25 protein-coding genes and 1 pseudogene are annotated in these 23,949 nt (G+C 67.2%); 9 read left to right on the forward strand and 17 right to left on the reverse strand.

Annotated elements, in window-relative coordinates; translation table 11 throughout:
- Positions 1–75 (forward strand): annotated as a pseudogene (locus O0J73_RS06470) (GntR family transcriptional regulator); the annotation flags it as partial.
- Between the two features lie 19 nt (positions 76–94).
- Here the strand turns inward: O0J73_RS06470 and O0J73_RS06475 are convergent.
- On the reverse strand, positions 95–427 hold the full coding sequence (locus O0J73_RS06475; protein WP_308308273.1) for a hypothetical protein: 333 nt from the start codon (positions 425–427) through the stop codon (positions 95–97).
- A gap of 151 nt (positions 428–578) precedes the next feature.
- Between O0J73_RS06475 and O0J73_RS06480 the strand changes: the two genes are divergently transcribed.
- On the forward strand, positions 579–1,526 hold the full coding sequence (locus tag O0J73_RS06480; protein ID WP_049458919.1) for a nucleoside hydrolase: 948 nt from the start codon (positions 579–581) through the stop codon (positions 1,524–1,526).
- A 4-nt stretch (positions 1,527–1,530) separates the two neighbouring features.
- On the opposite strand, the gene O0J73_RS06485 is transcribed toward O0J73_RS06480, so the two are convergent.
- From O0J73_RS06485 to O0J73_RS06515, 7 genes are all read right to left on the reverse strand, one after another.
- Positions 1,531–2,790: an MFS transporter gene (locus O0J73_RS06485; protein ID WP_006423946.1), complete on the reverse strand. Its 1,260-nt coding sequence runs from the start codon at positions 2,788–2,790 to the stop codon at positions 1,531–1,533.
- A 78-nt stretch (positions 2,791–2,868) separates the two neighbouring features.
- Positions 2,869–3,882, reverse strand: a complete 1,014-nt coding sequence (locus O0J73_RS06490; RefSeq protein WP_308308275.1) for a hypothetical protein — start codon at positions 3,880–3,882, stop codon at positions 2,869–2,871.
- A 97-nt stretch (positions 3,883–3,979) separates the two neighbouring features.
- The gene (locus tag O0J73_RS06495) at positions 3,980–4,390 is read right to left on the reverse strand and encodes a hypothetical protein (protein WP_308308276.1); all 411 of its coding nucleotides are present in this window, start codon (positions 4,388–4,390) and stop codon (positions 3,980–3,982) included.
- A 31-nt stretch (positions 4,391–4,421) separates the two neighbouring features.
- Entirely contained in the window at positions 4,422–5,558 is a 1,137-nt protein-coding gene (locus O0J73_RS06500; RefSeq protein ID WP_308308277.1) for a metallophosphoesterase, read from the reverse strand.
- Between the two features lie 61 nt (positions 5,559–5,619).
- Positions 5,620–7,158: a TerC family protein gene (locus tag O0J73_RS06505; RefSeq protein WP_279943727.1), complete on the reverse strand. Its 1,539-nt coding sequence runs from the start codon at positions 7,156–7,158 to the stop codon at positions 5,620–5,622.
- Positions 7,159–7,201: 43 nt separating this feature from the next.
- Positions 7,202–7,426 (reverse strand): helix-turn-helix transcriptional regulator, encoded by a 225-nt coding sequence (locus O0J73_RS06510; RefSeq protein ID WP_005408494.1) that lies wholly within the window; start codon positions 7,424–7,426, stop codon positions 7,202–7,204.
- A 13-nt stretch (positions 7,427–7,439) separates the two neighbouring features.
- Complete coding sequence (locus tag O0J73_RS06515; RefSeq protein WP_197563856.1) at positions 7,440–7,907, reverse strand: DUF2975 domain-containing protein; 468 nt, start codon at positions 7,905–7,907, stop codon at positions 7,440–7,442.
- A gap of 250 nt (positions 7,908–8,157) precedes the next feature.
- On the opposite strand from O0J73_RS06515, the gene O0J73_RS06520 reads away from it, so the two are divergent.
- Complete coding sequence (locus tag O0J73_RS06520; RefSeq protein WP_006423919.1) at positions 8,158–8,469, forward strand: metalloregulator ArsR/SmtB family transcription factor; 312 nt, start codon at positions 8,158–8,160, stop codon at positions 8,467–8,469.
- A 24-nt stretch (positions 8,470–8,493) separates the two neighbouring features.
- The gene (locus O0J73_RS06525; RefSeq protein WP_308308278.1) at positions 8,494–9,885 is read left to right on the forward strand and encodes a DUF2867 domain-containing protein; all 1,392 of its coding nucleotides are present in this window, start codon (positions 8,494–8,496) and stop codon (positions 9,883–9,885) included.
- 22 nt (positions 9,886–9,907) lie between these two features.
- Here the strand turns inward: O0J73_RS06525 and O0J73_RS06530 are convergent, their stop codons facing one another.
- From O0J73_RS06530 to O0J73_RS06555, 6 genes are all read right to left on the reverse strand, one after another.
- Positions 9,908–10,411: a GNAT family N-acetyltransferase gene (locus O0J73_RS06530; protein WP_006423917.1), complete on the reverse strand. Its 504-nt coding sequence runs from the start codon at positions 10,409–10,411 to the stop codon at positions 9,908–9,910.
- Positions 10,412–10,424: 13 nt separating this feature from the next.
- On the reverse strand, positions 10,425–10,862 hold the full coding sequence (locus tag O0J73_RS06535) for a hypothetical protein (RefSeq protein ID WP_197563850.1): 438 nt from the start codon (positions 10,860–10,862) through the stop codon (positions 10,425–10,427).
- A gap of 70 nt (positions 10,863–10,932) precedes the next feature.
- The gene (locus tag O0J73_RS06540) at positions 10,933–12,675 is read right to left on the reverse strand and encodes a GGDEF domain-containing protein (RefSeq protein WP_308308279.1); all 1,743 of its coding nucleotides are present in this window, start codon (positions 12,673–12,675) and stop codon (positions 10,933–10,935) included.
- A gap of 160 nt (positions 12,676–12,835) precedes the next feature.
- The gene (locus tag O0J73_RS06545) at positions 12,836–13,861 is read right to left on the reverse strand and encodes an AI-2E family transporter (RefSeq protein ID WP_006423859.1); all 1,026 of its coding nucleotides are present in this window, start codon (positions 13,859–13,861) and stop codon (positions 12,836–12,838) included.
- 81 nt (positions 13,862–13,942) lie between these two features.
- Positions 13,943–15,010 (reverse strand): sensor domain-containing diguanylate cyclase, encoded by a 1,068-nt coding sequence (locus tag O0J73_RS06550; RefSeq protein WP_308308280.1) that lies wholly within the window; start codon positions 15,008–15,010, stop codon positions 13,943–13,945.
- Between the two features lie 116 nt (positions 15,011–15,126).
- Positions 15,127–16,161 carry a LacI family DNA-binding transcriptional regulator gene (locus O0J73_RS06555; protein WP_006423855.1) on the reverse strand — a complete coding sequence of 345 codons (1,035 nt, stop codon included), beginning with the start codon at positions 16,159–16,161 and terminating at the stop codon, positions 15,127–15,129.
- Between the two features lie 95 nt (positions 16,162–16,256).
- On the opposite strand from O0J73_RS06555, the gene O0J73_RS06560 reads away from it, so the two are divergent.
- Genes O0J73_RS06560 through O0J73_RS06580 form a run of 5 tightly spaced genes read left to right on the forward strand, consistent with a single transcriptional unit; the run spans position 16,257 to position 20,892 of the window.
- Positions 16,257–17,309 (forward strand): sugar phosphate isomerase/epimerase family protein, encoded by a 1,053-nt coding sequence (locus O0J73_RS06560; protein WP_308308281.1) that lies wholly within the window; start codon positions 16,257–16,259, stop codon positions 17,307–17,309.
- 27 nt (positions 17,310–17,336) lie between these two features.
- A complete protein-coding gene (locus O0J73_RS06565; protein WP_006423851.1) occupies positions 17,337–18,554 on the forward strand; it encodes a nucleoside permease in 1,218 nt (405 codons plus the stop codon).
- A gap of 12 nt (positions 18,555–18,566) precedes the next feature.
- Complete coding sequence (locus tag O0J73_RS06570; protein ID WP_308308283.1) at positions 18,567–19,691, forward strand: Gfo/Idh/MocA family oxidoreductase; 1,125 nt, start codon at positions 18,567–18,569, stop codon at positions 19,689–19,691.
- A gap of 19 nt (positions 19,692–19,710) precedes the next feature.
- A complete protein-coding gene (locus tag O0J73_RS06575) occupies positions 19,711–20,577 on the forward strand; it encodes a sugar phosphate isomerase/epimerase (protein WP_308308284.1) in 867 nt (288 codons plus the stop codon).
- Between the two features lie 18 nt (positions 20,578–20,595).
- Positions 20,596–20,892, forward strand: a complete 297-nt coding sequence (locus O0J73_RS06580; protein WP_040008546.1) for a cytochrome c — start codon at positions 20,596–20,598, stop codon at positions 20,890–20,892.
- Positions 20,893–20,922: 30 nt separating this feature from the next.
- Here the strand turns inward: O0J73_RS06580 and O0J73_RS06585 are convergent, their stop codons facing one another.
- The 3 genes from O0J73_RS06585 to O0J73_RS06595 are packed head-to-tail and all read right to left on the reverse strand — an operon-like array spanning position 20,923 to position 23,941.
- The gene (locus O0J73_RS06585) at positions 20,923–21,696 is read right to left on the reverse strand and encodes a DUF1080 domain-containing protein (RefSeq protein ID WP_197563845.1); all 774 of its coding nucleotides are present in this window, start codon (positions 21,694–21,696) and stop codon (positions 20,923–20,925) included.
- Positions 21,681–22,256 carry a gluconate 2-dehydrogenase subunit 3 family protein gene (locus tag O0J73_RS06590; RefSeq protein ID WP_197563844.1) on the reverse strand — a complete coding sequence of 192 codons (576 nt, stop codon included), beginning with the start codon at positions 22,254–22,256 and terminating at the stop codon, positions 21,681–21,683. The genes O0J73_RS06585 and O0J73_RS06590 overlap by 16 nt, the downstream gene beginning before the upstream one ends.
- A complete protein-coding gene (locus tag O0J73_RS06595; protein ID WP_308308285.1) occupies positions 22,256–23,941 on the reverse strand; it encodes a GMC family oxidoreductase in 1,686 nt (561 codons plus the stop codon). Before O0J73_RS06595 ends, O0J73_RS06590 begins: the two co-directional genes overlap by 1 nt.
- Positions 23,942–23,949 lie beyond the last annotated feature (8 nt).

The following is a 23,949-nucleotide window of genomic DNA, read 5'->3' on the forward strand; positions in this document are numbered from 1 at the left end:
CACCTGCACCGCATCCTGAAGATGCATCGCGGCCGCCAGCTGCTGACCCCGGGCCGTACCGCGCAGTCGCTGGCCGGACCCCCTTGACGTCTCATCAATCGCCGCCACCGCAGCTGCCGCCGTCACTGCCACCACCATCACCGCTGCAGTCGGAGCTGCTGTGGCCGTGATGGCTGTGGCTGTCACTGGAATGGCCACCCGAGTAGTCGTAGGCGCCGCCGAGGCCGTTATCGCCCCGGCTGCCCGAGCCATCGGTGGTGGCCACCGCCATGCACAGGATCGCGCCGACCAGCGGCAGTAGCCAGACCAGCAGCAGCTGCACCGTGCGACCGCCTGCCGACAGGCCGTCGCGCCGGACAATGAGCACCGTGGCGACCAGATTCAGGCTCAGCACCAGCAGGACCAGCAGAAGGGCGAGGATCAACATGCGGCGGTTCCGTGCCTGGACTGGCCGCATTATGCCGCCCCGCCCCGGCATTGGCCCTGCCTGTCATGAAGATGGGACAATGTAGGGCGCGCCGGCCTGCCCCGTGGCCGCCGGCGCCCCCCGCACCACACGGAAGAAGAAGAACAACAACATGCTGAAAGTCATTTTCGATACCGACCCGGGCGTCGACGACGCCCTGGCCCTGCTGTACCTGCACAAGCACCCGCAGATCGACCTGATCGGCGTCACCACCACCTTCGGCAACGCCTCGGTTGAATCGACCACGCACAATGCGCTGTACCTGAAGCAGGCCTGGGGCTTTGCCGCCCCGGTCGCGCGCGGCGCGGCAGGCCCGCTGCAGCCGGAAGCCACTCCGGAAGCGTGGCCGGTGCACATCCACGGCCACAACGGCCTGGGCAACCACCCGGTGCCGGCGCAACTGGACGTAGCCGCCGACGCGCGCCCGGCCGCGCAGCTGATCATCGACCTGGTCCGCGCCCACCCGGGCGAAGTGACCCTGGTTGCCGTGGGCCGCATGACCAACCTGGCGCTGGCCCTGCAGCAGGCCCCGGACATCGCCGGCCTGGTGCGCGGCGTGGTGATCATGGGCGGCGCCTTCCACGTCAACGGCAACATCACCCCGGCCGCCGAGGCCAACATCTGGGGCGATGCCGAAGCGGCCGACGTGGTGTTCACCACCAATTGGCCGGTCACCGCGATCGGCCTGGACGTGACCACCCGCGTGGAGATGGACCGTGACGGCCTGGACACGCTGGCCGGGATCGGCGGTGCCGACGCCGAGCTGGTGCGCGCGCTGTCGCAGGACTACGTGGACTTCTACCTGCAGGCCGGCCACAAGGGCATGGTCGTGCACGACTGCTGCGCCTGCATCGCGCTGACCCGCCCGGAACTGTTCCAGTTCGAGCGCGCCAGCGTGCGCGTGGCCACCGACGGCGTCGCCCGCGGCATGACCATTCCCAAGCCGGAAGGCATGGGTTTCGGCCCCAGCGTGTGGGATGGGCATGTGCTGCAGTCTGTCGCCATCGGCGTGGATGCGGCCGCCGTACTGGCCGACATCGAGCAGACCCTGAAGGTCTGATCGGCTAGCGCCTGGACCTGCCCGGGACCGTCTCGGGCAGGGTCCACAGCACCGGCAGCACCAGCACCGCCACCAGCGCGATCATCGCGCCCGGCGCCGCCGCCCAGCCGCTGTGTTGCACCCACCATTGCGCCAGCCATGGCGTTGCGCCACCGAACACCGCCGTTGCCATGGTCACCCCCAGTGCCAGCCCGCTGACCCGGCCTTCGCCGGGGAACTGCTCGGCCGTGGCCGGTGCCGCCACCGCACTGACCCCACCGGCCACGCAGGCCAGCAGGACCGCCGCCAGCGCGATGCCCCATGCCGTTGCCTGCGCCATCCACGCGAACAGCGACAGCGGCAGCAGCGCCGCCAGCACGGTCAGGCCCAACAGCATCGGCCGCCGTCCAATGCGATCGGACAACGCCCCACACAATGGCGTGATCGCGATCACCGCCACCGCCGCAATCGTCGACAACCACAGCGCATCGCCTTCGTCGTGGCCCTGCGCATGCAGGAACGCCGGCACATAGGTGATGCCCACGTAGTAGGTGATCGAGCCCAGTGCTGAGATCGCGAAGGTGCGCGCCACCGCCCGCGGATGATGGCGCAGCACGTGCCTCAGCGGCGTGGCCGGAATGCTGCCCTCGCGGCGCTGGCGCTCGAACTCGGGCGACTCGTGCATTCCCGAGCGTGCGACGAGGATCACCAGCGCCAGCGCCGCGCCGACGAAGAACGGAATGCGCCAACCCCAGCTGTCCAGTTGCACGGTGGGCAGCAACGCCACCGTCGCTGCCGAGATCGCCACCGCCAGCAGCGCACCGACTTCACTGGCGGCAGAGGCCAGCGAGGTCACCAGGCCGCGTCGCCGTTCGGGCGCGCTTTCCAGCAGATACGCGACCACGCCGGTGTATTCACCGCCCACCGAGAACGCCATCACGCAGCGCAGCACCAGCAGCAGCACGCCGGCGGTGGTGCCCGCCGTTGCAGCAGTCGGCAGCAGGGCGGTGGCCAGCATCGCCGCCGCCATCAACGCCATCGAGGCCAGCAGCATCCAGCGCCGGCCCAGCCGGTCACCCAGGTGGCCAAAGCACAGCGCGCCGAGCGGGCGCATCAGGTAGGACACCGCGAAGCCGGCCAGGGTGACCAGCATCGCCTGCTCGCCACCGCCAAAGAACACCCGCGACAGTACCGTGGCGAAGTACAGGTACAGGGTGAAGTCGTACCACTCCACCACCGTGGACAGGCCGGCCACCCACATCGAGCGCTGCCGCGCCACGGTCATTGCGTATTCGCCTTCAACAGACTCGATCCCGGTTGCACAGGTTCGAAGCAGGATGTCATGGCCGGGGTGAAATACCGGTCATCGGCTGTCCGTCGCCTGCATGTACTGGGTTTCATGGCCGGTGAAACGCTCGCCGTCAAAGCCGAAGCAGAAGCGCCCCTCCTCGAACACGCGGTAGACCAGCAATGCGCCATCGAGGCAGAACTGCTGCTGGTCCACGCCCGTCTCCAGAGTCCCGTAGCCGGTAGCCTCTCCGCCCTTCCCCGCTGCTCCGGTGAAGGCGTCGATCGGCAGCGGTGTCGCCTCGCCGGTGCGGGTATCGACCAGCACCACCGTGCGCTGGAAGTACTCAGGGCGATCATCGGTCTGCACCAGCAGATAGTGCTGGTTGAAATTGGGCTTCTGGTTCTGCAGCGCATCCTCGATGCGCGCGCGATGCCGCGCATCGCAGAAGTCGACCGGGCTGTAGCGGTAGCTGCAACCGTCGTGGTCGTAGGGCAGGTTCATGCCGGCATAGCGGACGCTTCCCTCACTGTCCACGTCGTGCCCCAGTTCCGGGGTGCTGCACAGCAGCCACGAACGCTGCGCATCCTCGGGGTCGGCCATCAGTTTCGGCTCGCGCCCCTCTTCGTAGGCGGCACCGCCCGGAAAATCCTGCCCGAAGTGCTTGCGGATGATCGGGCGCGCTTTCTCCAGCGGCAGGCCGATCTTCGCCCCACGGAACGACACGAACGTCATCGTCGGCAGAATCACTTCGTCCACGGGCAGCCCCTTCCACTGGCCCTGTACGCAGAACGTGGCGATCTCGTTCTCCGCGTCCTCCCGGCAGGGCGTTGGTGCATTCGCGGCCAACCAGGGGTGGGCCGGGCGATCGGTTTGTTGATCGATGTACCAGCCCTCCAGCGCACACGTCGGCATGGCATCGAGCAGCGGGGAGAGGTCGGTGCTGGCCACTGGCGCGGCAACCTGCGTGTCTGCCTCGGGTGCCTCGCCAGGCACCTCCGGTGTGCGCTGGCAACCGGCCAGCAGCAGTGCACCGACCAGCAGTGCGACGAAGCGCGAACGCCCGCGTGAGTGATGTGCTTCCTGCATGGTGTCTTTCCCTATTTGAGAACCCCGTGCAGATGATCTCTGATCCGGAGCCCGTTTGAATGCTGGATGCAGGGCGATCTTGCTGGATGGCCTGGAGCTAACGGGAGTGCAGGCGTGCCCCCCGGTAAGCGCCGTAGGCATCGAGGATTCTCTGCATCCGCGCCTGCTGCTTCACGCCCATCGGCACCCGCTGCACGCGCTTCAACAATGTCTTCCACATGTAGCCGGACCGGAAGTAGTAGGGCCGCACTTCGAGGAAGGTAAGCACTACATCCAGCGCGCCCGGGTCATGCTCGGCCAGCAGTTTCAACGCCTGGTCATAGCCGCCCGGAAAGGCAAGCTGATCGTAGCGCAGTTGATACTCGGCGCAGGCCGCAGCGTGCAGCGCCCGCTGCTCCGGCCCACGCCAACGCGTACCTGCGGTATCGCGGATCACCTGGCGAAGCCGGTTGATCTCATCGGCATTGGCGCGGATCAGGCGTTCCATCGGAGCGCGGGAATGCGCCATCGCCTCTTCCTCCATGAAGGCGTGTGCAGCATCACGGCGCGCGGCGCAAGGTCAGCAGGGTGATCTCGGACGGAACACCGATGCGCGCAGGGAACCCGGCCCACAGGCCTGCACCGTTGCTCACGTACAGGGTCATGCCATCCACCTCGTAGCGGCCGGAGACATAGCCGCCGTTGGCGCGTTTCACCAGCTGGTCCATACCGATGATCTGGCCGCCGTGGGTATGCCCTGACAGCTGCAGCTTGACGCCGCGCGCGGCGGCCTCGCGCGCATTGCGCGGACGATGATCGAGCAGGATCACCGGAGCGGACGGATCGGCACCGGCCAGCGCCGCGTCCAGATCCGGCAGCGGCAGTCCATAGCGTGCCGCCACCGGATCGGTGACACCGGCGATGGTCAACGCCGCCTCACCACGCCGTACCTGCAGGTGGCTGTTCTCCAGCACCTGCATGTGCAGCGCGCGGAACGCCTGCATCCAGTCCTGGTACTGCGCGTAGTACTCGTGGTTGCCGGTGATCGCGATGACGCCATCCGGCGCATGCAGGTCGGCCAGCGGGCGCGCGTCGTCGCGACGGGCCTCGACGCTGCCATCGATCAGGTCGCCGGTGATCACGATCAGGTCCGGCTTCAGCGCATTGCTCTGCTCCACCACCCTGCGCACCCAGTCGCCGGTCAGCAGGCGGCTGGCATGGATGTCGGTCAGCTGCAGCACGCGGTAGCCGTCGAAGGCGGCCGGCAGATCCTTGATCGCCACGTCGATCTGCCGGGGCTTGGGCACCGCCATGCCCTGGCTGACACCATAACCGCTGACCAGCAGCGCCAGCACAGCGGCCACGGGACGCAGCCAGGGGGCGCGCAATGCCGATACCGCGCGCGGCCGGCGGAGCAGGCGCGACAGCAGCAGTCCTGCGTCCAGCACCAGCATCACCAGCGCAAGCAGCAGCACCGCCGTCGAGCCGGTGGCCAGCGTGGCGATCGCCAGCTTCGGTATCTCCGGCGAGGCCATCGTGCCCCAGAAGGTGGCGACGATGCGCAGCTGCACGGCCACAGCCACCAGCAGCAGCGACAGCACGACCTTCAATGCGGTGGGCAGGCGCAGCGGCCAGAACAGGCGCCAGGCCACGTACAGGCCCATCAACAAACCGATCGTACTCAGCACTGCAACCATCCAGGAAGAAAAGCGGGCCCGCCATGGTGACGGGCCCGCGTGTCATTGGGTAGAGGCAGCATCACGCCCCGGGCAGGCGCTCCACCCGCAGGCGGGCGATGCGGCGCTTCTCCATCGCCAGTACGGTGATGCGCACGTCGGCGATCTCCACCACGTCGCCGATGTCCGGCAGGCGGCCCAACCGCTCCAGCACCAGCCCGGAGATGGTCATGTAGTCCGCGCTGCGCGGCAGCGAGACACCGGCCAGGCGCTGCAGGTCATCCAGGGTCAGCGCTCCGTCGGCCTCCCACTGGCCTTCGCCCTGCGCGACCACGCCATAGCGTTCGTCCTGGGTATCCACCAGGTCACCGGCAATCGCGGCCAGCAGGTCGTTGGCCGTCACCAGGCCTTCCACGCTGCCGTACTCGTCCACTGCCACCGCCAGCGGCACCGGGTGCTGGCGGATCAGCTCCAGCGCCTGCAGTGCACTGGCACTGGACAGCACGTACTGCGGCTCGCGCAGGTTGCCTTCCAGCTGCAGCGGCCTGCCCTGCAGCAGGTCGGCCAGCAGGTCGCGGCTCTGCACCACGCCGCGCAGGCTGTCCAGATCGCCGTCGCCGACCAGCAGGCGGGTGTGCGGCGATGCCACCAGGCGCGCCACCACATCATCCTGCCCGCGTGCCAGGTCGATCCACTGCACGTCGGCACGCACGGTCATCACGCTCGACACCGGTCGATCGGCCAGCCCGAGCACGCTGCGGATCATCTCGTGCTCGGCCGGCTGCAGCCGCTCTTCGGCATCGGCGTGTGCGTCCTCGCTTTCGTCGTCGTGTCCGTTGGCCGGACGCGCCCCCAGCATGCGCAGCACGGCGTCGGCGGTGCGCTGTCGGAACGGCTGGCGCCGCTCGTTGCGCTCGCGGTTGAAACGCACCCACTGGTTGAACGCTTCGACCAGGATCGAGAAGGCAATGGCCGCGTACAGGTAGCCCTTCGGGATCTTGTAGCCCAGGCCCTCGGCCACCAGGCTGAAACCAATCATCAGCAGGAAGCCCAGGCACAGCACCACCACCGTGGGATGCTTGTTGACGAAACGGGTCAGCGGCTTGCTGGCCACCAGCATCAGCGCCATCGCGATGGTCACCGCGGCATACATCACGCCGAGGTTGTCGACCATGCCGACCGCGGTGATCACCGAGTCCAGCGAGAACACTGCGTCGAGCACCACGATCTGCGCCACCACCATCGCGAAGCTGGCATAGACCTTCTTGCCATCCTCGTGGTGCTCGCGGCCTTCCAGCCGTTCGTGCAGTTCCATCGTGCCCTTGAACAGCAGGAACAGGCCACCGCCCAGCAGGATCAGGTCACGCCCGGAGAAGCTGTGATCGAACAGCGTAAGCAGCGGCTCGGTCAGCTTCATGATCCAGGCCAGCGCCGCCAGCAGCACCAGCCGCATCAACAGGGCCAGGGTGAGGCCGATCACCCGTGCGCGGTCGCGCTGGTGCGGCGGCAGCTTGTCAGCCAGGATCGCGATGAACACCAGGTTGTCGATGCCGAGAACGATCTCCAGCACGACCAGGGTTGCAAGGCCCATCCATATCGAGGGGTCAGCCAACCATTCCATTTCAGGTCCGTTTCGTCAGTAGGTAAGGGAGAAAAGCAGTCATTCAATCGGCATCCTGCGCCTGCGCCGGGTCATGACCGAGCAGGTCGCCGGGCGTGCACTGCAGCTCGCGGCAGATCGCATCGAGGGTGGAAAAGCGGATGGCGCGTGCCTTGCCGGTCTTCAGGATCGACAGGTTCGCCAGGGTGATGTCGATGCGCCCGGCCAGCTCGGACAGGGTCATGCCCCGTTCCTGCAGCATGCGGTCGAGGGTGATGACGATCGCCATCAGCGCGTGCCCATCAGACCAGACCGTCCAGGTCATCGCGCATCGCCGCGCCTACGGCAAACACGCGTGCCAGTACGAACAGCATCAGCACCGCGACCAGGCCGGTGATCGACATGCCACCGCCGACTTCCATCCAGGTGAAGTCCGGGCCCATCCAGGCCGCGTAGGCACCGATCAGGATCGACAGCAGCTCCATCGCCAGCATCAACCACGCCATGCGCTGCAGGCGCTGTGCATTGGTGTGGGTGAACGGCTGCTCGCGCGCCGCCGAGTCCAGCAGCCGCAGCAGATGACGCAGGAACACCAGGCACAGCACCAGCAGCACGACGATGGCGCCCAGCCCCAGGCAGAAATGCAGGAACAGATCGTTGCCATGCGCGGCCGCAGCAGCGGCATCGTGGACGCTGTCCAACAGCCAGCGGCGGTCGTGGCCAACCAGGGGAATGGCCAGCAGTGCGGCCAAGATGCCCAGCCAGCACATCGCGCGCACGGCCTGCACGGCGGCCTGGGCCAGGGTGAACAAGCCTCGCGCGGGTCTGGCGCGGGCGGGTCGAGCGGTCAAGCGGCCTCCGGCATTGGGGTGGCATGCCACCCCGGGATGAATTTATCGATAAACGATATATCACAACCCGCGTGAAAGGGTGAATCGCGAGCGAAGCAGTCAACGCGGCGCTTGACAGCCGCCCTGCACAGGAAGACCATTAATTAACGAATTAGTTAATTAGCTCGCCATGGACCGTATCTTCGAAGCGCTCGCCTCCACCGCCCGCCGGCAGATCCTGGCCTACCTCAGCGCTGGTGAGCTCAGTGCGGGCGAGCTGGCCGGGCGCTTCGATTTCAGCAAGCCGGCGCTGTCCAGCCACCTGCGCATCCTCGAGGAGGCAGGGTTGATAGAACGCGAGAAGCGCGGTCAGTTCGTGTACTTCCGGCAGGTGCCCGACCGCCTGGCCAATACGCTGTTTTCCTGGGCGGCTGAAGTCTGCCCGGTGGGCGGTCCGCTCAAGCGCGAGGCCCGTGCCCGCCGCAAGTCCCCTGCCCGCTGAGCATCCCTGCCAAGGAGCGCGACCATGCCTGGCTCGACCCGCGCCCGCCGTTCGTTTCCAGCCGTCCAGCTTCCCGGCCAGGAAGGAGCCAGTCCCACCGAAGTCACGCTGATCGCACAATTGGGGATCGGTGCCGGTGATGCCCTGATCACCGACGCCAGCCAGCGCCAACGCCACCACCCGGCCTTCATCGATGCGCTGGATGAGCCCTCCGCACGGCTGGGCAGCATGCATCTGCAGCAAGGCGACCCATCCTCGCTGTACAGCTTCGCTGTCGGAGCTGGCGGCCATCCATTCCATCGCCATGCCGGTCCGCGCATGTTCACGGCCATCGCCGGAAGCGGTGGCACCGAGCTGCGCTTTGCCAGCGCTTCCGACGCGCAGCTGGCGCGGGACCCCGGCTGCATCCCACGCACGCTGCGGCGCATCCGCATCCCACCGGACTGCCTGTTCACGGTGCGCTTCGGTGGCGGGACCTGGCACCAGTTCGCGTCGACCCACCCCCAGCACCCGGCGCTGTTTGCGCTGTCGTGCCACAGCAATGAACTGGCCGGTGCGATGAGCGAGCACACCCGTGCGCAGGTACTGCTCAATGCCGCCGACATTCCCAGCCTGACCGATGTGCTGCCGGAAGCATGCTGGCCCACCGCCGCCGCGCTGGCGGCCACACCACTGGTACAGCTGTCACTGCAGGCCGCGCCACCCAGCCTCCGCGCACGGCTGTGCACGCGCACCCGAGCGGTGTTCGGCCCGCTGCGGCGGATCGCATTGCAGCGACATCGCGGGTTCGTCGAACGCGCTACGCCCGCCTATCCCCTCCATTCGCAGGTGCCACCCAGCGATGGCCTGCTGGCCGCAGCATTGCCGCTCAGCCATTACCAGGACCTGGCCACAGTGCGGCTGGACAGCATGCAGGCAGTCCACCGTTCCGCGTCGGCACTGCTGGCCGACGTACTGGAAGGCTTCCTCCGCAATCGCCCCAGCGGCGTGGGCCGGTTGATGGCGCTGCGCAACCGCCTGGTTGCACCGATGCGGCTGCGCACCTCCCCGCTGGGCTGCCCGGTATCGTCGCTGCTGTCCAATGACCGCAGCCGGCTCTTCGCCGGCCGCTATCCGGTGCTGGATTCACGGGTCGATGCAGATGACCAGTGCGCGGAAGTACTGCTCGGTGCCGATGATCGCCACCTGCGTTTCCGCAGCAGCGTGCGCGTGCAGCTGCGTGCCGGCGGCCACATCGAGATCAGCCTTGGTTCGCGCGTGCAGACCCACAATGCGTTCGGCCGCGTCTACATGGCGTTGATCGATAGCACGCACCGCCACTATGTCGCGCCGGCGCTGCTGCGCCGTGCGGTCGAGCATGCGCTGGCGCCGGAACTGGCCGACCTCGATGAGTGCGCGGCGGGCGCAGTGCATTGAGGAAACCCGCCCGCGGCCGGCACTACCCGGCGTTGTAGCGGTACACCAGATCCTCCGCATCGCTGCGCACGGCATGCTCATCCAGCACACCGCCGAGGCGCTGCGCAACGGCCTGTGATGCGAGGTTGTCCGGCGCCATGTAGCTGACCAGGGTCGGCAGCTGTGCCACCACGAAGGCCCAGTCGCGCAGTGCCCCGGCCGCTTCAGTGGCGAAGCCCTGCCCTTCGTGGCCGTCATACAGCAGCCAACCCAGTTCCTTCTCCGGAAACAGCGGGCCATGGTTGATACCCACCTGGCCGATGCAGGCACCGGTGTCGGCCCGTTCGATCATCAACGCACCATGGCCGAACAGATGCCAGCTCGCCAGGTCATGGCAGAACTGGCCCCACGCGGCAACCTCATCGAATGGACCGCCCATGCCGCGCGCGCGTGGCGACGCCAAGAACGCGGCATAGATGCCGAAGTCATCCAGCTGTTGAGGACGCAGCCGCAGGCGCGCGGTGTGCAGGGTGGGAATATCGAGCATGCTGCCGGTCGGCTCAGTACACCGCGAGGTGGCCGCAACCGCGTCGCTGCGGTTGCCCTTCCATCGTCACCTGCACGCTGGCCAGGGTGTCGACACCATCGGCATTGCGGCACGACTCGCGCTTGATCTCGACAATGGCGGGCTGCCTGTCCAGCTCACCATTGAGCACGATCAGCGAACTGGGCGCATCGGCCGGCTGCCCGAGATAGCGCAACGTACCCTTGTGGGTACGGCCATCGGCGCTGAGGCTGGCATCGTGGTTGCCGTTGCCGGTGGACGCGATCTCGATGCTCCACCCTGCCCCGCCACCGGTGAACGCAGGCACCGGGCTCATGCCGGCCGCGATCGAGGGAGGGCGCGGCTCATCGGCCGTGGTCTTCGATGCGGGGCTGGCGCAGCCGGCCAGCAGGCCCGCAAGCAGTGCGGCGAAGGCAAGGGGATGCACGGTCATGGTGGGCTCCTGCAGCGATCGGGCCGCCAGTGTAGGGCGCGCCACGTGCGCCGGCGATGAACATGACCGGTCAACGTGAGGTGCGTCCCCCACCGGCAACCCGCACGCGGTCGCGGCCTTGTGCCTTGGCCTGGTACATCGCCGCATCGGCCGCGCGCAGCAGGGTGCGCCAGCCCAGTGCGTCGGTACCGCCCTCGGCCACGCCGAAGCTGGCGGTCACGCGCAGCGTGCTATCGCCGCCCACCACGATATCCAGCTGCTGCAGCGCCAACCGCAGCGATTCGGCCAGCCGGCGACCGGCATCCAGATCGCCATCGGCCAGCAGCACCAGGAACTCTTCGCCACCGTAGCGGGCGATGCTGTCGCTGCGGCGCAGGTGGCGCTGCAGCAGCTGCGCGACCTGCACCAGCACCTCGTCGCCGGCATCATGCCCATGGCCGTCATTGATCGACTTGAAGCGGTCCACGTCCAGCAGGATCACCACCGCCGCCGCAACGCCCTCGGCATGGCGCTGCTGCACCCGCTGGTCCAGCGCGCGGCGGTTCAACAGCCCGGTCAGTTCATCGGTACCCGCCAGCTGCCGCAGCTCACTGGTCAGCGCCGAGCGTTCGCGCGAGGTTTCGCGCAGGACTTCGATCGCATCGAACAGGCGCTGCATTTCCGCCAGCGGATGGGTGACGTGCTGCTCCGGCCCCGGCGCGTCGGAGGCGATCTGGATCACCTGCCGCTGTGCCTGCAACAGCGGGCGCAGGATCTGCACATGGGCAATGCGCAGGGCCACGCCCAGCACCAGCAGCGTACCCACGACCGTCGCTACCAGCACTGCCAGGCGCATGGCCGCGCGGTTGCGGGTATGTTCGAAGCGGGCAATGGACACACTCAGGTAGCCATCGCGCAGCGCCTCCAGCGACTGCAGCGTCGGCACATAGCGCCGGGTGAACTCGGCAGCGGTCCACGGCGGAGGTACACCACGACGACCGCCTTCGATCAACTGCTCGACCATCGGCAGCGATTCACCGAAAAACTGCCGCCGCGCCATGTCCCAGTGCCAGGACAACGCCGGGTCACTGCGGAACACTGCCTCGTGGCTGCCGGCCAGCCGCCACAGCTCCAGCAGGCGGCCCTCGGTCTGCAGCGCCGCGCGCACCTGCTCGTTGCGCCACGCACCCGGCACCGCCACCGGCGCCATCACGTTGGACGCCAAACGCCCGCCGTGCTCGCGCAGGTCGATCAGCACCTGGCCCTGCATCGCCGGAATCGCTGCCTCGCGGTCGGTGCGGACCAGTACGTTGATCTGTGCGGACGTCAGCAGGTGCAGGCGGTCGACCACCGCGAACATGCTGCTGATCGCGCGCTCCACGTCTTCGACCCGGCGTGCGTCCTGCGGCTGCGCCGCCACCCGGTCCACACTGGCACGTGCCGACTTCAGGCGGCGTTGCGCATCGGCCAGCATCGCATGCGCATCAACCTCGCCCGGATCGGCCTTGAACGCGGTGTCCAGCTGCAGCATGGCGGCGTCGACCCGCCGCCGCACCACGGCCAGCTGCATGGCCAGCCGCGCCTGCTCGGCGCCTTCGTCCGCGCGCGCGCCCAGCAGGCTGTTGGCCGGGCCGCGTTCGGAGGAAACCAAGTTGGCCAGATCAAACGTCTGCCGCAGCTGGCGCAGGCTGACCAGATTGTCCTCGGCGGCGGCATAGCGCATCGTGCCCTGGACCAGGGCGATGACCATCAGCGGCAGGGTGCAGACCACGAACAGTCCCGCCAGGATCCAGACCCAGGTCCGCAACCCGATGGGCGATACCTTGCCGGCCATTCAACTTTCCCCTGACGTGCGGATCACTGTACTGAGCGGCCCCGGCAGTGCCAAGCCAGCACTGCGCGGCCCCTGCCCCTGCGTATACCCCAGTCATCGCGAACGTGCCGCCAAGAGGCGGCACCCGGCTCACCGAAACAGATCCGTCACGTCAGCGGGGTCAGATCCAGCGTTGATCCACCAGTTCCCGCTTCACATAGGCATAGAACACCGGCGCGGCCACCAGCCCCGGCAGGCCGAACGCCGCCTCCATCACCAGCATGGCCAGCAGCAGTTCCCAGGCGCGTGCCTGGATCTCGCCACCGACGATGCGCGCGTTGAGGAAATATTCCAGCTTGTGGATGACGATCAGGTACAGCAGCGCCGCCACCGCCACGTAGAACGACACCGACAACGCGACGATGGTGATGATGGTGTTGGAGATGATGTTGCCCACCACCGGCAGCAGCCCGGCGACGAAGGTGATCAGCACCAGCGTCTTCGACAACGGCAGGTGCACCCCGAACAAGGGCAGCACACCCAGCAGGAAAATGGCGGTGAACACGGTGTTGAGCAGCGAGATCTTCACCTGCGCGAACACCACCTGGCGGAACGCAGTGGCCAGGCGGCTGGTGCGGCCGATCAGTTCCTGCGCCAGCGGCCCCATTTTCGGCAGCGGCAGTTCGTCATACAGCGCGATCATCGCGCCCAGCACCATGCCGATCAGCACGCGCACGCCTACCTGCACCACCGAGGTACCGGCCACGCCCAGCTGGCGCTGGTGCTCGGCGGCCCAGTCGTTCAGCGCTGCGCGCAGCGCCGGCATGTCTTCGGGAATGTAGGGCTGCAACAGCGCCGGCACCTGGTGCCGCGACGAATTGAGGATCTCCATCAGCCGCGCCAGCAGCGCGTCCGGCCCGCCGGTCTCGTTGCGGAAGAACGAGGCCACGCCGATCCCGGCCAGTACCAGCGCGCTGATGATGACCGCCGACAGCACGATCACCGCGATCGCCCGCGCCCGACCCGGTGGCAGCCGGCCTTCCACGGTGGAGGCCAGCAGGTGGGTCAGCTGGAACACCAGCAGGCCCGACAGCAGGGTCACCACCAGGCCCAGCTTCAGCGCCAGCCACATGCCCAGCAGCATCATCAGCCAGGCCGCGATCCGCGGAACGGGGGGCTTGGGCTGCACAACAGGGGCGTCTTGCATGGGGGCACGTCCGGGCGGGGTGGCCCATGGTAGAGGATTGGCCGTGCGATTCCGTGTGCAGGATGAACGGCCGTTACGCCGTCATTGGGCGGCGCCGTGTTCGCCGTAGCTGGCGTTGTTCTTGCCCTGCCGCTTGGCGTGGTACAGCGCCCGGTCGGCCTGCGCCAGCCAGTCCTCCACGCTACCGCCGCGTGGCGTGGCAGCAATGCCGATGCTGACGCTGAACTCCACGCCCGGGGTGGCCTGGCGGGCGGCCTCGAGCAGGTGCAGGCGCACCCGCTCGGCCACATGCATCGCATCCACCGGCGCGCAGTCGTGCAGCAGCACGACGAACTCGTCGCCACCGAGGCGGGCCGGGGTGTCACCGGGCCGGGCAAACGCGCGCAGGGTCGAAGCAATGTGCCGCAGGACTTCATCACCGGCACGATGGCCATGCGAGTCATTGATGCGCTTGAAATCATCCACGTCCAGCATCAGCAGGCAGGCAAAACCGCCCTGGCGCTGCGCCTTGTCCAGCGCCTGTTGCGCGCGCAGGATCAGGAAGCCGCGGTTGGCCAGCTCGACCAGCGGGTCCATCCGGCTCAAGCGCTGCAGCTGCCGGTTCTGCGATTTCACCCGACGCGCCAGCTGCCAGCTGAGGATGCTCAGACCGATGCCGTAGACGAACAGGAACGGCACGCTGAGCACGATCGTGCGCTGCGAGGTCACCGGTTGGTAGGGAAACCCGAGGGCCCACCAGGTGATCGCAAAACCCAGCACCAGTGCCAGCGTGGCGCGCATTGCCAGGCGCACGCCGCCGGCCGCGATCTTGTCCGCAACCAGCAGCGCCGCGAACAGTGCACTGGGCACCGCGCTCAACCCAATGAAGGCGATCCAGCCACCGCCGAACAACGAATCGGCCACCATGCAGCGGAACTGGACCACGGCAGGCTGCCGGGAACGGTGGGTCAGCAGCAGCGCGAGCGCGGGCCAGGCCAGTGCATTGAGCAGCAGCAGGACCCAGGCCAGCGCACCGTCATGGCGTTCCAGGATGATCGAGGCGATCGGGATCGCGCCCAGGCCATTGCCCACGAAGCGCATCCAGCCGATGCGCCGCGCCGCGCCGATACCTTCGACCGCGACCTCGGTCGAGTCAGTCAAGAACGGCATTGCCGACCCCCTTGCGCGATCGCACCTTCCATCTCAGAACTCCACCCCAGCACTCCAGCCCGGCACTCCACCTCGACGCGTGCCGGGCTGCCTGGCGTGAGTCTGACAGCTTCGCGTCAATTCGGGATCAAGGGATCAAGGTCGCGACCTGGCCCGGGCGCCGCCGTCGAGCCCCGCAGCATCAGGCTGAAATCCAGCGTCTGCTGAAGCGGCACATCGGCATGCTCGATGATCGCCAGCAGCAGTTTGACTGCGCGCTCGCCGATCTCGCGCATCGGCTGCCGGATGGTCGTCAACGGCGGCGTGAGGTAACGCGAGGACGCCAGGTCGTCGAACCCGACGATGGACAGGTCATCCGGCACGCGGACACCCCGCTCACGGCAGGCCGCCAGGGCGCCCAGCGCCATCTGGTCGCTGAAGCAGAAGATCGCGGTCGGTGCCGGTGCCACGTCCAGCAACGCCATCGCCGCCGCATGGCCGGATTCCACGGAAAAGTCGCCTGGCACGATCCGCTGCTGGCGCAGGCGTCCGCGCGCCTTGCCCGCGGCCCGGACGCCCTGCAGCCGCTGCTGGTGCAGGGGGTTGTCGGGCGGCCCGCCGACCACGGCGATCTGCTCGTGACCCAGTCCGTAAAGGTGTTCCATCACCGCGCGTGCAGCCGCCGCGTTGTCGATGTGGACGCTGGGAATGCCGAGCGCAGGGTCGAACTCGCATCCGTTGACCACCGGCGCGGCGACGCCGCGTTGCTGCACGATCTCACGCGCCGTTGGCGGCAATCGATGCCCCAGCACGATCATGCCGTCGGCCTCGTTGCGCCGGAGCATCTGCGCATAGCGCTCCTCGCGGTCGGGTTGATGCTGGGTATCGCCCAGCAGCACCGCGTAGCCGACCGCCTGTGCCGCCTCCTCTGCACCTTGCAGGATCTGGGCGAAAAATGGATTGGCGATATCCGGCACGGTGACCAGGATCTTGCCGCTGCGCTGGGTCTTGAGTGTCCTGGCGACCGTGTTGGGCACGTAGCCGAGCGCGGCAGCCGCCTGCTCGATGCGCGCGCGCGTGGCGGGCAGCACCTTGTCCGGCCGGGAAAGCGCCCGCGACACCGTACCGGCAGAGACGCCCACGTGCTTGGCGATGTCGTAGATGGTTGCCATGGTTTCAGCTCTTGTTTCCGCTGTGCACTGCACAACGGGTCTGCGGAAGGCCCATGCTAGGGTAATGCAATCGATTGCATCGAGGGCGAATCATCTTGAAGACGCTCAAGGGTCCGGCGCTGTTCCTGGCGCAGTTCATCGGCGACAAAGCTCCTTTTGATCGGCTGGACACGTTGGCCGGATGGGCCGCGGGGCTGGGCTATTCTGGCGTACAAGTACCCACCACGGCGCCCCACCTGTTCGATCTGGCCCAAGCGGCGCGCAGTCAGAGCTACTGCGACGATGTGTCCGGCATGCTGGCCGGGCACGGTGTGCAGATCACCGAACTGTCGACCCATCTGCAGGGACAGCTGGTCGCCGTCCACCCCGCCTATGACAGCCTGTTTGACGGCTTCGCACCGCCTGCGGTGCACGGCAACCCCGCCACCCGCCAGGCCTGGGCAGTCGATCAGCTGATGCTGGCGGCCAAGGCCAGCCAGCATCTGGGACTGACCGCGCACGCCACCTTCTCCGGCGCGCTGGCCTGGCCGTACTTCTATCCCTGGCCGCAGCGCCCGCCCGGTCTGGTGGACGAAGCCTTCGCCGAACTGGGCCGCCGCTGGCGCCCGATCCTGGATGCGTTCGACGCCTGCGGCGTGGACCTGTGCTTCGAGATCCACCCCGGCGAGGACCTGCACGACGGCGCCACCTTCGAGCGCTTCCTCGACGTGGTGGATCATCACCCGCGGGCGAAGATCCTGTACGACCCCAGCCACCTGCTGCTGCAGCAGATGGACTACCTGGGCTTCATCGACCGCTACCACGACCGCATCGGCATCTTCCACGTCAAGGACGCTGAGTACCGTGCGAGCGCCAGCAGCGGCGTGTATGGCGGCTACCAGGACTGGATCGATCGTCCGGGCCGGTTCCGCTCGCTCGGCGACGGCCAGATCGACTTCAAGGCGATCTTCTCGAAGATGGCGCAGTACGACTTTCCGGGCTGGGCGGTGCTGGAGTGGGAGTGCTGCCTGAAACACCCGGAGGACGGCGCGCGCGAAGGCGCTGTCTTCATCCGCGACCACATCATCCACGTGACCGAACGCGCCTTCGATGATTTCGCCGACAGCGGCACCGACGCCGCTTCACTGCACCGCATGCTGGGAATCTGAGTCATTACCGCCCCGGGAGGGCAAGCCATGACGCACGCCATGTCGCGCTTGGGCGCGATGATGTTTCTGCAGTTCTTCATCTGGGGAGCGTGGTTCGTCACCCTGGGCACGTACCTGGTGCAGGGCCCGCTGCAGGCCAGTGCAAGCCAGGTCGCGACCGCCTTCCTCAGCCAGTCGATCGGTGCCATCGTCGCGCCCTTCCTGGTCGGCCTGATCGCCGATCGCTACTTCGCGGCGCAGCGCATCCTCGCGGTCCTGCACCTGGCCGGTGCGGTGCTGCTGTGGCTGGCGTCCACCGCGACGGACTTCACCACGTTCTCCGCCTGCGTGATGGGCTACATGCTGCTGTTCATGCCGACCCTGGCACTGGCCAACAGCGTGGCGATGCGGCACATGCAATCGCCTGAAAAACAGTTCCCGCTGGTGCGCGTAGCCGGCAGCATCGGCTGGATCATCGCCGGCGTGCTGATCGGCTTGATGGGCTGGGAGCAGGCACACCGGCTCGAGCTGACCTTCCAGATGGCCGCGCTGGCGTCGCTGCTGCTCGGCCTGTATGCCTTCACCCTGCCGCACACGCCGCCGCTGGCCCGGCAGCGCGACGCCGGGCTGGGGCAGATCCTCGGGCTGGATTCACTGCGGCTGCTGAAGTCGCGCTCCTATCTGGTGTTCTTCCTGGCCTCCATCGCCATCTGCATCCCGCTCTCGTTCTACTACAACTTCACCAACCCCTATCTCAACGATCTGGGCGTGCGCGGCGCCGCGGGCCTGCAGTCGCTGGGCCAGGTTTCGGAAGTGCTGCTGATGCTGGCCATGCCGTTCCTGTTCGTGCGGCTGGGGGTCAAGACGATGCTGGCGGTGGGCATGGCTGCGTGGGTGGTGCGCTACGGCATGTTCGCCTTCGGCGATGCCGGCAGTGGCTTCTCGCTGCTGGTGATCGGCATCGTGCTGCATGGCATCTGCTACGACTTCTTCTTCGTCACCGGCCAGATCTACACCGATGCCCATGCCGGCCCCGACGCGCGCAGCAGTGCGCAGGGCTTCATCACCCTGGCCACCTATGGCGTGGGCATGCTGATCGGCACCTTCCTGTCCGGCGCGGTGGTGGAGCACTACACCACCGCCGCAGGGCCCGACTGGCAGCAGATCTGGCTGTTCCCGGCCGGCGTCGCGCTCATCGTGCTGATCGCCTTCCTGCTGCTGTTCCGCGACCGGCCGGTGGTTGCGGCCGCAGCGTCCACTCCCTGAGGACCGCAGCCGATGCCCAAGCCTGGAATCGCCATCATCGGTACCGGCATGATCGCAGCCGTGCATCGTCGCGCGGCCTTGCTGGCCGGTGCCGAAATCCGTGGCGTGGCCGCCTCTTCCGCGCAACGCGCCGCCGATGTGGCGCAGGCGTGGGGTGTCCCGCGCGGCTATCGGGATATCGAAGAGGTGGTCGCCGACCCGCAGGTGCAGGTCGTGCACGTCTGCACGCCCAACCACCTGCACCGGTCCATGGCCGAAGCTGCACTGCGGGCCGGCAAGCACGTGGTCTGCGAGAAGCCGCTGGCAACCACGCTGGAAGACGCGCGGGCGCTGGCCGCGCTGGCCAGCTCGAGTGGGCTGGTCGCCACGGTTCCCTTCGTCTACCGCTACCACCCGGTGGTGCGGGAAGCCCGCGCGCGCATCGCCACAGGCGACATCGGGCCACTGCACCTCATCCATGGCAGTTATCTGCAGGACTGGCTGCTGGACCCGGCCAGCAACAACTGGCGCGTGGATCCGGCGCTGGGCGGCGCTTCGCGTGTGTTCGCCGACATCGGCTCGCACTGGTGTGACCTGGTGGAATGGGTCAGCGGCGAGCGTTTCACCGAGGTCAGCGCGGCGTTTGACACGGTGATCGCCGAGCGCGGCACCGCGGGTGGGCAGAGTTTCAGCACCCCGGCAGCCGGCGGTGCGATGCAGGCGGTCGCCAGCGAGGACGTGGCAGCGGCGATGTTCCGCACTGGCAACGGCACGCTGGCCTCAATGACGGTCAGCCAGGTCTCTGCCGGACGCCGCAACCGTCTCTGGTTCGAGATCGATGGCGCCAGGGCCAGCGTGGCGTTCAACCAGGAAGATGCCGAGCGGCTGTGGATCGGGTGGCCCGACCAGCGCGAAGAAACCTTCGTGCGTGGGCCGGGAGCCGGCAGTGCCGAACAGCGCCGGTTGTCGGTGTTGCCGGCCGGGCACGCACAGGGTTACGCCCAATGCTTCGAGGCCTTTGTCGCCGACACCTATCGCGCCATCGACGGCGAGCGGCCCGAGGGCCTGCCTACCTTCGACGATGGCGTGCGCTCGGCGCTGATCGTCGACCGTGTCATCACATCGGCCAGGACACGCGCCTGGACCACCATCGCTTGAAACCCGGGAGGATCTCTTGATGAAAGCCCCTGTCCGTAGAACCGCCGGCCTCGTCCTGCTGCTGCTCGCTGCCCTGCCCGCCTTCGCGGGCGAAGTGGCAAGCACGCAGAAGCCGATCGCGGTGCAGATGTACACCCTGCGCAACGCCGGCTCGCTCGAGCAGCAGTTGAAGATCGTCCACGACGCGGGCGTGCATGCGGTGGAAACGGTCGGCACGCAGAACGCCAGTGCGGCGGACCTCAAGCAGCTGCTGGACCGCTATTCGATCAGGGCCATTTCGTCGCACGTGCCATTGGCCGAGCTGCGCAACAATCTGGATGGCGTGGTGACCTTCAACCGCGCGATCGGCAACAGCACGCTGGTGGTGCCCTACCTGGACCAGAAGGACCGGCCGGCCGATGCCGCAGGCTGGACCGCATTGGGCCAGGAACTGGGCCGCATCGCCAAACAGGTGCGGGCCAAGGGCATGCGCCTGGCCTACCACAACCACGACTTCGAGCTGGCCGACTTCAACGGCAGGACGGGGCTGGAACTGCTGTTCGCCGCCGCCGGTCCCGACCTGCAGACCGAGCTGGACCTGGCCTGGGTCGCGCGTGCCGGCCTGGACCCTGCGGCGATGCTGGGCAAGTTCCGCGGCCATGTCTTCGCCGTTCACGCCAAGGACAATGCCCCCAAGGGCCAGGCCGAAGACGAGGGCGGATTCGCCGCAGTCGGCCAGGGCGTGCTGGACTGGAACGCGATCCTGCCGGCCGCAGCGGCCGCTGGCGTGCACTGGTACATCGTCGAACATGACCAACCACGCGATCCGGCCAAGGTCATCCAGACCGGCGCGGACTACCTGCGTGAACACCTGACCGTCGATGCGCCCGCCCTTGCGCAGCCCTGACGCATGAAGGAGCCCCACATGAAAATGATCCTGGCAATGGCCGTGGCCCTGGGCGGCTTGGGCTCTGCAACGGCCGCGTGGTGCAAGGACGACCCGGCTGCAGGTGCAAAGCTCTACACCGCGAACTGCGTGGCCTGCCACGGCGCCGATCGTGCGGGCATGCCGGGCGCCTTCCCGGCGCTCACCGACATCGGCAAGCGCATGGCACCGGCGCAGATCAAGGAAAAGATCAGCAAGGGCGGTGGGCTGATGCCGCCCTTCTCCCAGCTCTCGCAGCAGGAAATCAACGACATCGCCAGCTACCTGGCGAAGTAAGCGGCCGGCGACCACGCCGGCCGTATGCCACTACAGTTCGCGCACCCAGATGTTGCGGTAGCTGACCCTGGAATCATGTTCCTGCAGATAGAGCGGTGCGCACGCGTGTGGCGCATAGGAAGGTGCACCGATGTATTCGGTTCTGCCCGCCAGCACGGTGTCGTCCTGCACCAGCACGCCGTTGTGCAGCACCGTGATGCGCGCGGGCGACACCAGCCCTCCGCCCGCCGAGAAGCGCGGTGCCTTCCAGAGGATGTCGTAGGCCTGCCACTGGCCCGGCGCGCGCGAGGCATTCACCAGCGGCATGGCCTGCTTGTAGATCGAGCCCGCCTGGCCGTTGGCATAAGTCGGATTGTTGTAGCTGTCCAGCACCTGCAGCTCATACAGCTCCTGCAGGAAGATGCCGCTGTTGCCGCGGTTCTGTCCATCGAAGCCCTTCGTATCGGTTGGGGTGCGCCACTCGACATGCAGCTGCACGTCGCAGAAGCGTTGCTTCGTGCGAATGCCCTTGCTGCCGGGCACGACAGTCATGGCGCCATCAGCAACCTTCCAGGGCACGCGCCCACCCTGCTCGGACTCCCAGGCCGAGACATCCTTGCCATCGAACAATACGATGGCGTCGGACGGCGCCTTGCCTGGCGGCGTGGCCACGGTTGCAGGCACCGGCGTCCACACCTCGGTCTTCTTCGGATCGCGCGCAGGGTCGGCGCCCTCCTGTGCGAACACGGAACCGGCGGCCAGTACACCGGCCGCAATCAGCAGCGGCTTGATCATCATGCAGCGCTCCATCAGCTGGTCCCCCATGCAGGCGTGCCGGCAACATAGGCCAGGTCGCCATCGTAGCGACCCGGTACCGCAACGTAGTGCAGCACTTCGGTCGCACCGACCTTCGACGTGAAGAAGCCGAAGATGGCCAGCTGCTTGAGCATCGTGAAGTAATGCGGCATCGCCTCGCCCTCTTCCGGAGTGCCCGTCTCGGTCACCTCGGCCGTGCGTGCCTTTGCCTCCGCATCCAGCGTGCGCAGCAGCGTGGTACGGGCGTCTGGCGTGAGCGATGCGAAGCGGCTACCGGAGCGCGCGTCGATATCGGCGAGGCCGGCGCGGAACGTCGCCTGCTGCCGGGCGGTGTAGCAGTCGGTGACGAAGGTCGCCATGAACCGGCCGGCACCGGCATCCTTCGCTCCCGGTGTTTTCGTCCGTGGCAGGATCGTCTCGGCGATCTCGTCCAGCAAGGCGATGTCGGCGTCGGAGAACGCAGGCATCACCCCGGCAGCCGGTGCCTTGCCCTGCACCAGCGCAGGCAGACCGACCATGGCCGCACCCGTGGCAGCGACGATCATCTTCAGCAGTTCGCGGCGATCCATCAGAGGTTCCCCGCTTTCAGTTCGCGCACGGCATGGTCGGCGGCGCGGGCGGTCAGCGCCATGTAGGTCAGCGACGGATTCACGCAGGCGCTGGAGGTCATGCAGGCACCGTCGGTGACATAGACGTTGGGTGCATCCCAGACCTGGTTGTGCTGGTTCAATACCGAGCTCTTCCGATCACGGCCCATGCGCGCGGTTCCCATTTCATGGATGCCCTTGCCCGGCGCGTAGTCGTTGTCGTGCATCTTCACGTCCTTGACCCCGGCTGCCTCCAGCATCTCGGCGGCATCGGCGGCCATGTCCTTGCGCATGGCAAGTTCGTTGGCGCGCATGGCAACGTCCATCGCCAGTACCGGCAGCCCCCACTTGTCCTTGCGCTCGCGGTCCAGGCGGATCGTATTGTCGTGGTGCGGCAGCATTTCACCGAACCCGGTCATGCCGATGCGCCAGTCACCGGGCACGGTCAGCGCGTCCTTCAGATCGGCACCGATGTTCAGCTCGGCGATCTCGCGCGACCAGCCTGTGCGGCTGGCGCCGCCCTGGTAGCCGAACCCGCGCAGGTAACCGCGCTTGTCGGCGGCAACGTTGCGGAACCGCGGAATATAGAAACCGCACGGACGACGGCCAAAGTAGTACTTGTCTTCGTAGCCCTCGACGCGGCCGGAAGCACCCGCTCCGAAATGATGGTCCATCACGTTGTGGCCCAGTTCGCCGGACGAGGAACCCAGGCCGCCCTCCCATACATCGGTGGCCGAGTTCATCAGCAGCCAGGTCGAGTTGAAGGAGGAAGCGTTGAGGAAGATGACCTTGGCGGTGTACTGGTAGGTCTTGCCGGTCTCGGCATCGATGACCTCCACGCCGCGCGCACGCTTTCGATCTTTGTCATAGAGCACTTCCTTGACGATCGAGAACGGCCGCAACGTCAGGTTTCCGGTTTTCATCGCCGCTGGCAGCGTCGCCGCCTGGGTCGAGAAGTAGGCACCGAAGGGGCAGCCCAGGATGCACTTGTTGCGGTACTGGCAGTTGACGCGCCCCTGCTCGGGCATCGGCTTGGTGATGTTGGCGGTGCGCGAGTGGATCATGTGCCGGGTACCGCCGAACGCCTTTTTGATCCGTGCAGCTACGTCCTTCTCGACGATGTTCAACGGGATCGGCGGCAGGAACTCACCATCCGGCAACACATCCAGTCCTTCGCGCGTGCCGGCGATGCCGGCGAACTTTTCCACATGGTCGTACCACGGCGCGATGTCGGCGTAGCGGATCGGCCAGTCGGTGGCGATGCCGTCCTTGAGGTTGGCCTCGAAGTCCAGGTCGGAGAAGCGATAGCTCTGCCGGCCCCACAACAATGAGCGACCACCGATGTGGTAGCCGCGGAACCAGTCGAAGCGCTGGGTTTCGATGTAGGGCGAGTCCTGTTCGTTGGCCCACATCCCTTCCAGGTTCTCGGCCAGGCCGTAGTCGCGCATCAGCACCGGGAAGTCGGCCTTCATCGCCTGGGTGGGCCGGTTGCGATGCGGGAAGTCCCACGCTTCCTTCATCGCGTTCACGTAGTCCTTGACGTGCTCGATGTTGCGACCGCGTTCCAGCATCAGGACCTTCAGTCCCTTCTCGGTCAGCTCCTTCGCCGCCCAACCGCCACTGATTCCCGAGCCAACAACGATGGCGTCGTAGTGATTATCTGCCATGGGTTTCT

The sequence above is a fragment of the Stenotrophomonas sp. Sm6012 genome, from assembly GCF_030985895.1.
Lineage (GTDB): Bacteria > Pseudomonadota > Gammaproteobacteria > Xanthomonadales > Xanthomonadaceae > Stenotrophomonas > Stenotrophomonas forensis.

What these genes read in the sequence shown, in the direction of transcription:
- O0J73_RS06540 (WP_308308279.1), bottom strand. Translation starts at nt 12,675, where the DNA reads ATGGCCGGCAAGGTATCGCCCATCGGGTTGCGGACCTGGGTCTGGATC.
- O0J73_RS06520 (WP_006423919.1), top strand. Translation starts at nt 8,158, where the DNA reads ATGGACCGTATCTTCGAAGCGCTCGCCTCCACCGCCCGCCGGCAGATC.
- O0J73_RS06525 (WP_308308278.1), top strand. Translation starts at nt 8,494, where the DNA reads ATGCCTGGCTCGACCCGCGCCCGCCGTTCGTTTCCAGCCGTCCAGCTT.
- O0J73_RS06545 (WP_006423859.1), bottom strand. Translation starts at nt 13,861, where the DNA reads ATGCAAGACGCCCCTGTTGTGCAGCCCAAGCCCCCCGTTCCGCGGATC.
- O0J73_RS06500 (WP_308308277.1), bottom strand. Translation starts at nt 5,558, where the DNA reads ATGGTTGCAGTGCTGAGTACGATCGGTTTGTTGATGGGCCTGTACGTG.
- O0J73_RS06550 (WP_308308280.1), bottom strand. Translation starts at nt 15,010, where the DNA reads ATGCCGTTCTTGACTGACTCGACCGAGGTCGCGGTCGAAGGTATCGGC.
- O0J73_RS06475 (WP_308308273.1), bottom strand. Translation starts at nt 427, where the DNA reads ATGTTGATCCTCGCCCTTCTGCTGGTCCTGCTGGTGCTGAGCCTGAAT.
- O0J73_RS06575 (WP_308308284.1), top strand. Translation starts at nt 19,711, where the DNA reads ATGAAAGCCCCTGTCCGTAGAACCGCCGGCCTCGTCCTGCTGCTGCTC.
- O0J73_RS06535 (WP_197563850.1), bottom strand. Translation starts at nt 10,862, where the DNA reads ATGACCGTGCATCCCCTTGCCTTCGCCGCACTGCTTGCGGGCCTGCTG.
- O0J73_RS06515 (WP_197563856.1), bottom strand. Translation starts at nt 7,907, where the DNA reads ATGTGCTGGCTGGGCATCTTGGCCGCACTGCTGGCCATTCCCCTGGTT.
- O0J73_RS06580 (WP_040008546.1), top strand. Translation starts at nt 20,596, where the DNA reads ATGAAAATGATCCTGGCAATGGCCGTGGCCCTGGGCGGCTTGGGCTCT.
- O0J73_RS06570 (WP_308308283.1), top strand. Translation starts at nt 18,567, where the DNA reads ATGCCCAAGCCTGGAATCGCCATCATCGGTACCGGCATGATCGCAGCC.
- O0J73_RS06595 (WP_308308285.1), bottom strand. Translation starts at nt 23,941, where the DNA reads ATGGCAGATAATCACTACGACGCCATCGTTGTTGGCTCGGGAATCAGT.
- O0J73_RS06495 (WP_308308276.1), bottom strand. Translation starts at nt 4,390, where the DNA reads ATGGCGCATTCCCGCGCTCCGATGGAACGCCTGATCCGCGCCAATGCC.
- O0J73_RS06555 (WP_006423855.1), bottom strand. Translation starts at nt 16,161, where the DNA reads ATGGCAACCATCTACGACATCGCCAAGCACGTGGGCGTCTCTGCCGGT.
- O0J73_RS06485 (WP_006423946.1), bottom strand. Translation starts at nt 2,790, where the DNA reads ATGACCGTGGCGCGGCAGCGCTCGATGTGGGTGGCCGGCCTGTCCACG.
- O0J73_RS06505 (WP_279943727.1), bottom strand. Translation starts at nt 7,158, where the DNA reads ATGGAATGGTTGGCTGACCCCTCGATATGGATGGGCCTTGCAACCCTG.
- O0J73_RS06585 (WP_197563845.1), bottom strand. Translation starts at nt 21,696, where the DNA reads ATGGGGGACCAGCTGATGGAGCGCTGCATGATGATCAAGCCGCTGCTG.
- O0J73_RS06530 (WP_006423917.1), bottom strand. Translation starts at nt 10,411, where the DNA reads ATGCTCGATATTCCCACCCTGCACACCGCGCGCCTGCGGCTGCGTCCT.
- O0J73_RS06565 (WP_006423851.1), top strand. Translation starts at nt 17,337, where the DNA reads ATGACGCACGCCATGTCGCGCTTGGGCGCGATGATGTTTCTGCAGTTC.
- O0J73_RS06480 (WP_049458919.1), top strand. Translation starts at nt 579, where the DNA reads ATGCTGAAAGTCATTTTCGATACCGACCCGGGCGTCGACGACGCCCTG.
- O0J73_RS06510 (WP_005408494.1), bottom strand. Translation starts at nt 7,426, where the DNA reads ATGGCGATCGTCATCACCCTCGACCGCATGCTGCAGGAACGGGGCATG.
- O0J73_RS06490 (WP_308308275.1), bottom strand. Translation starts at nt 3,882, where the DNA reads ATGCAGGAAGCACATCACTCACGCGGGCGTTCGCGCTTCGTCGCACTG.
- O0J73_RS06590 (WP_197563844.1), bottom strand. Translation starts at nt 22,256, where the DNA reads ATGGATCGCCGCGAACTGCTGAAGATGATCGTCGCTGCCACGGGTGCG.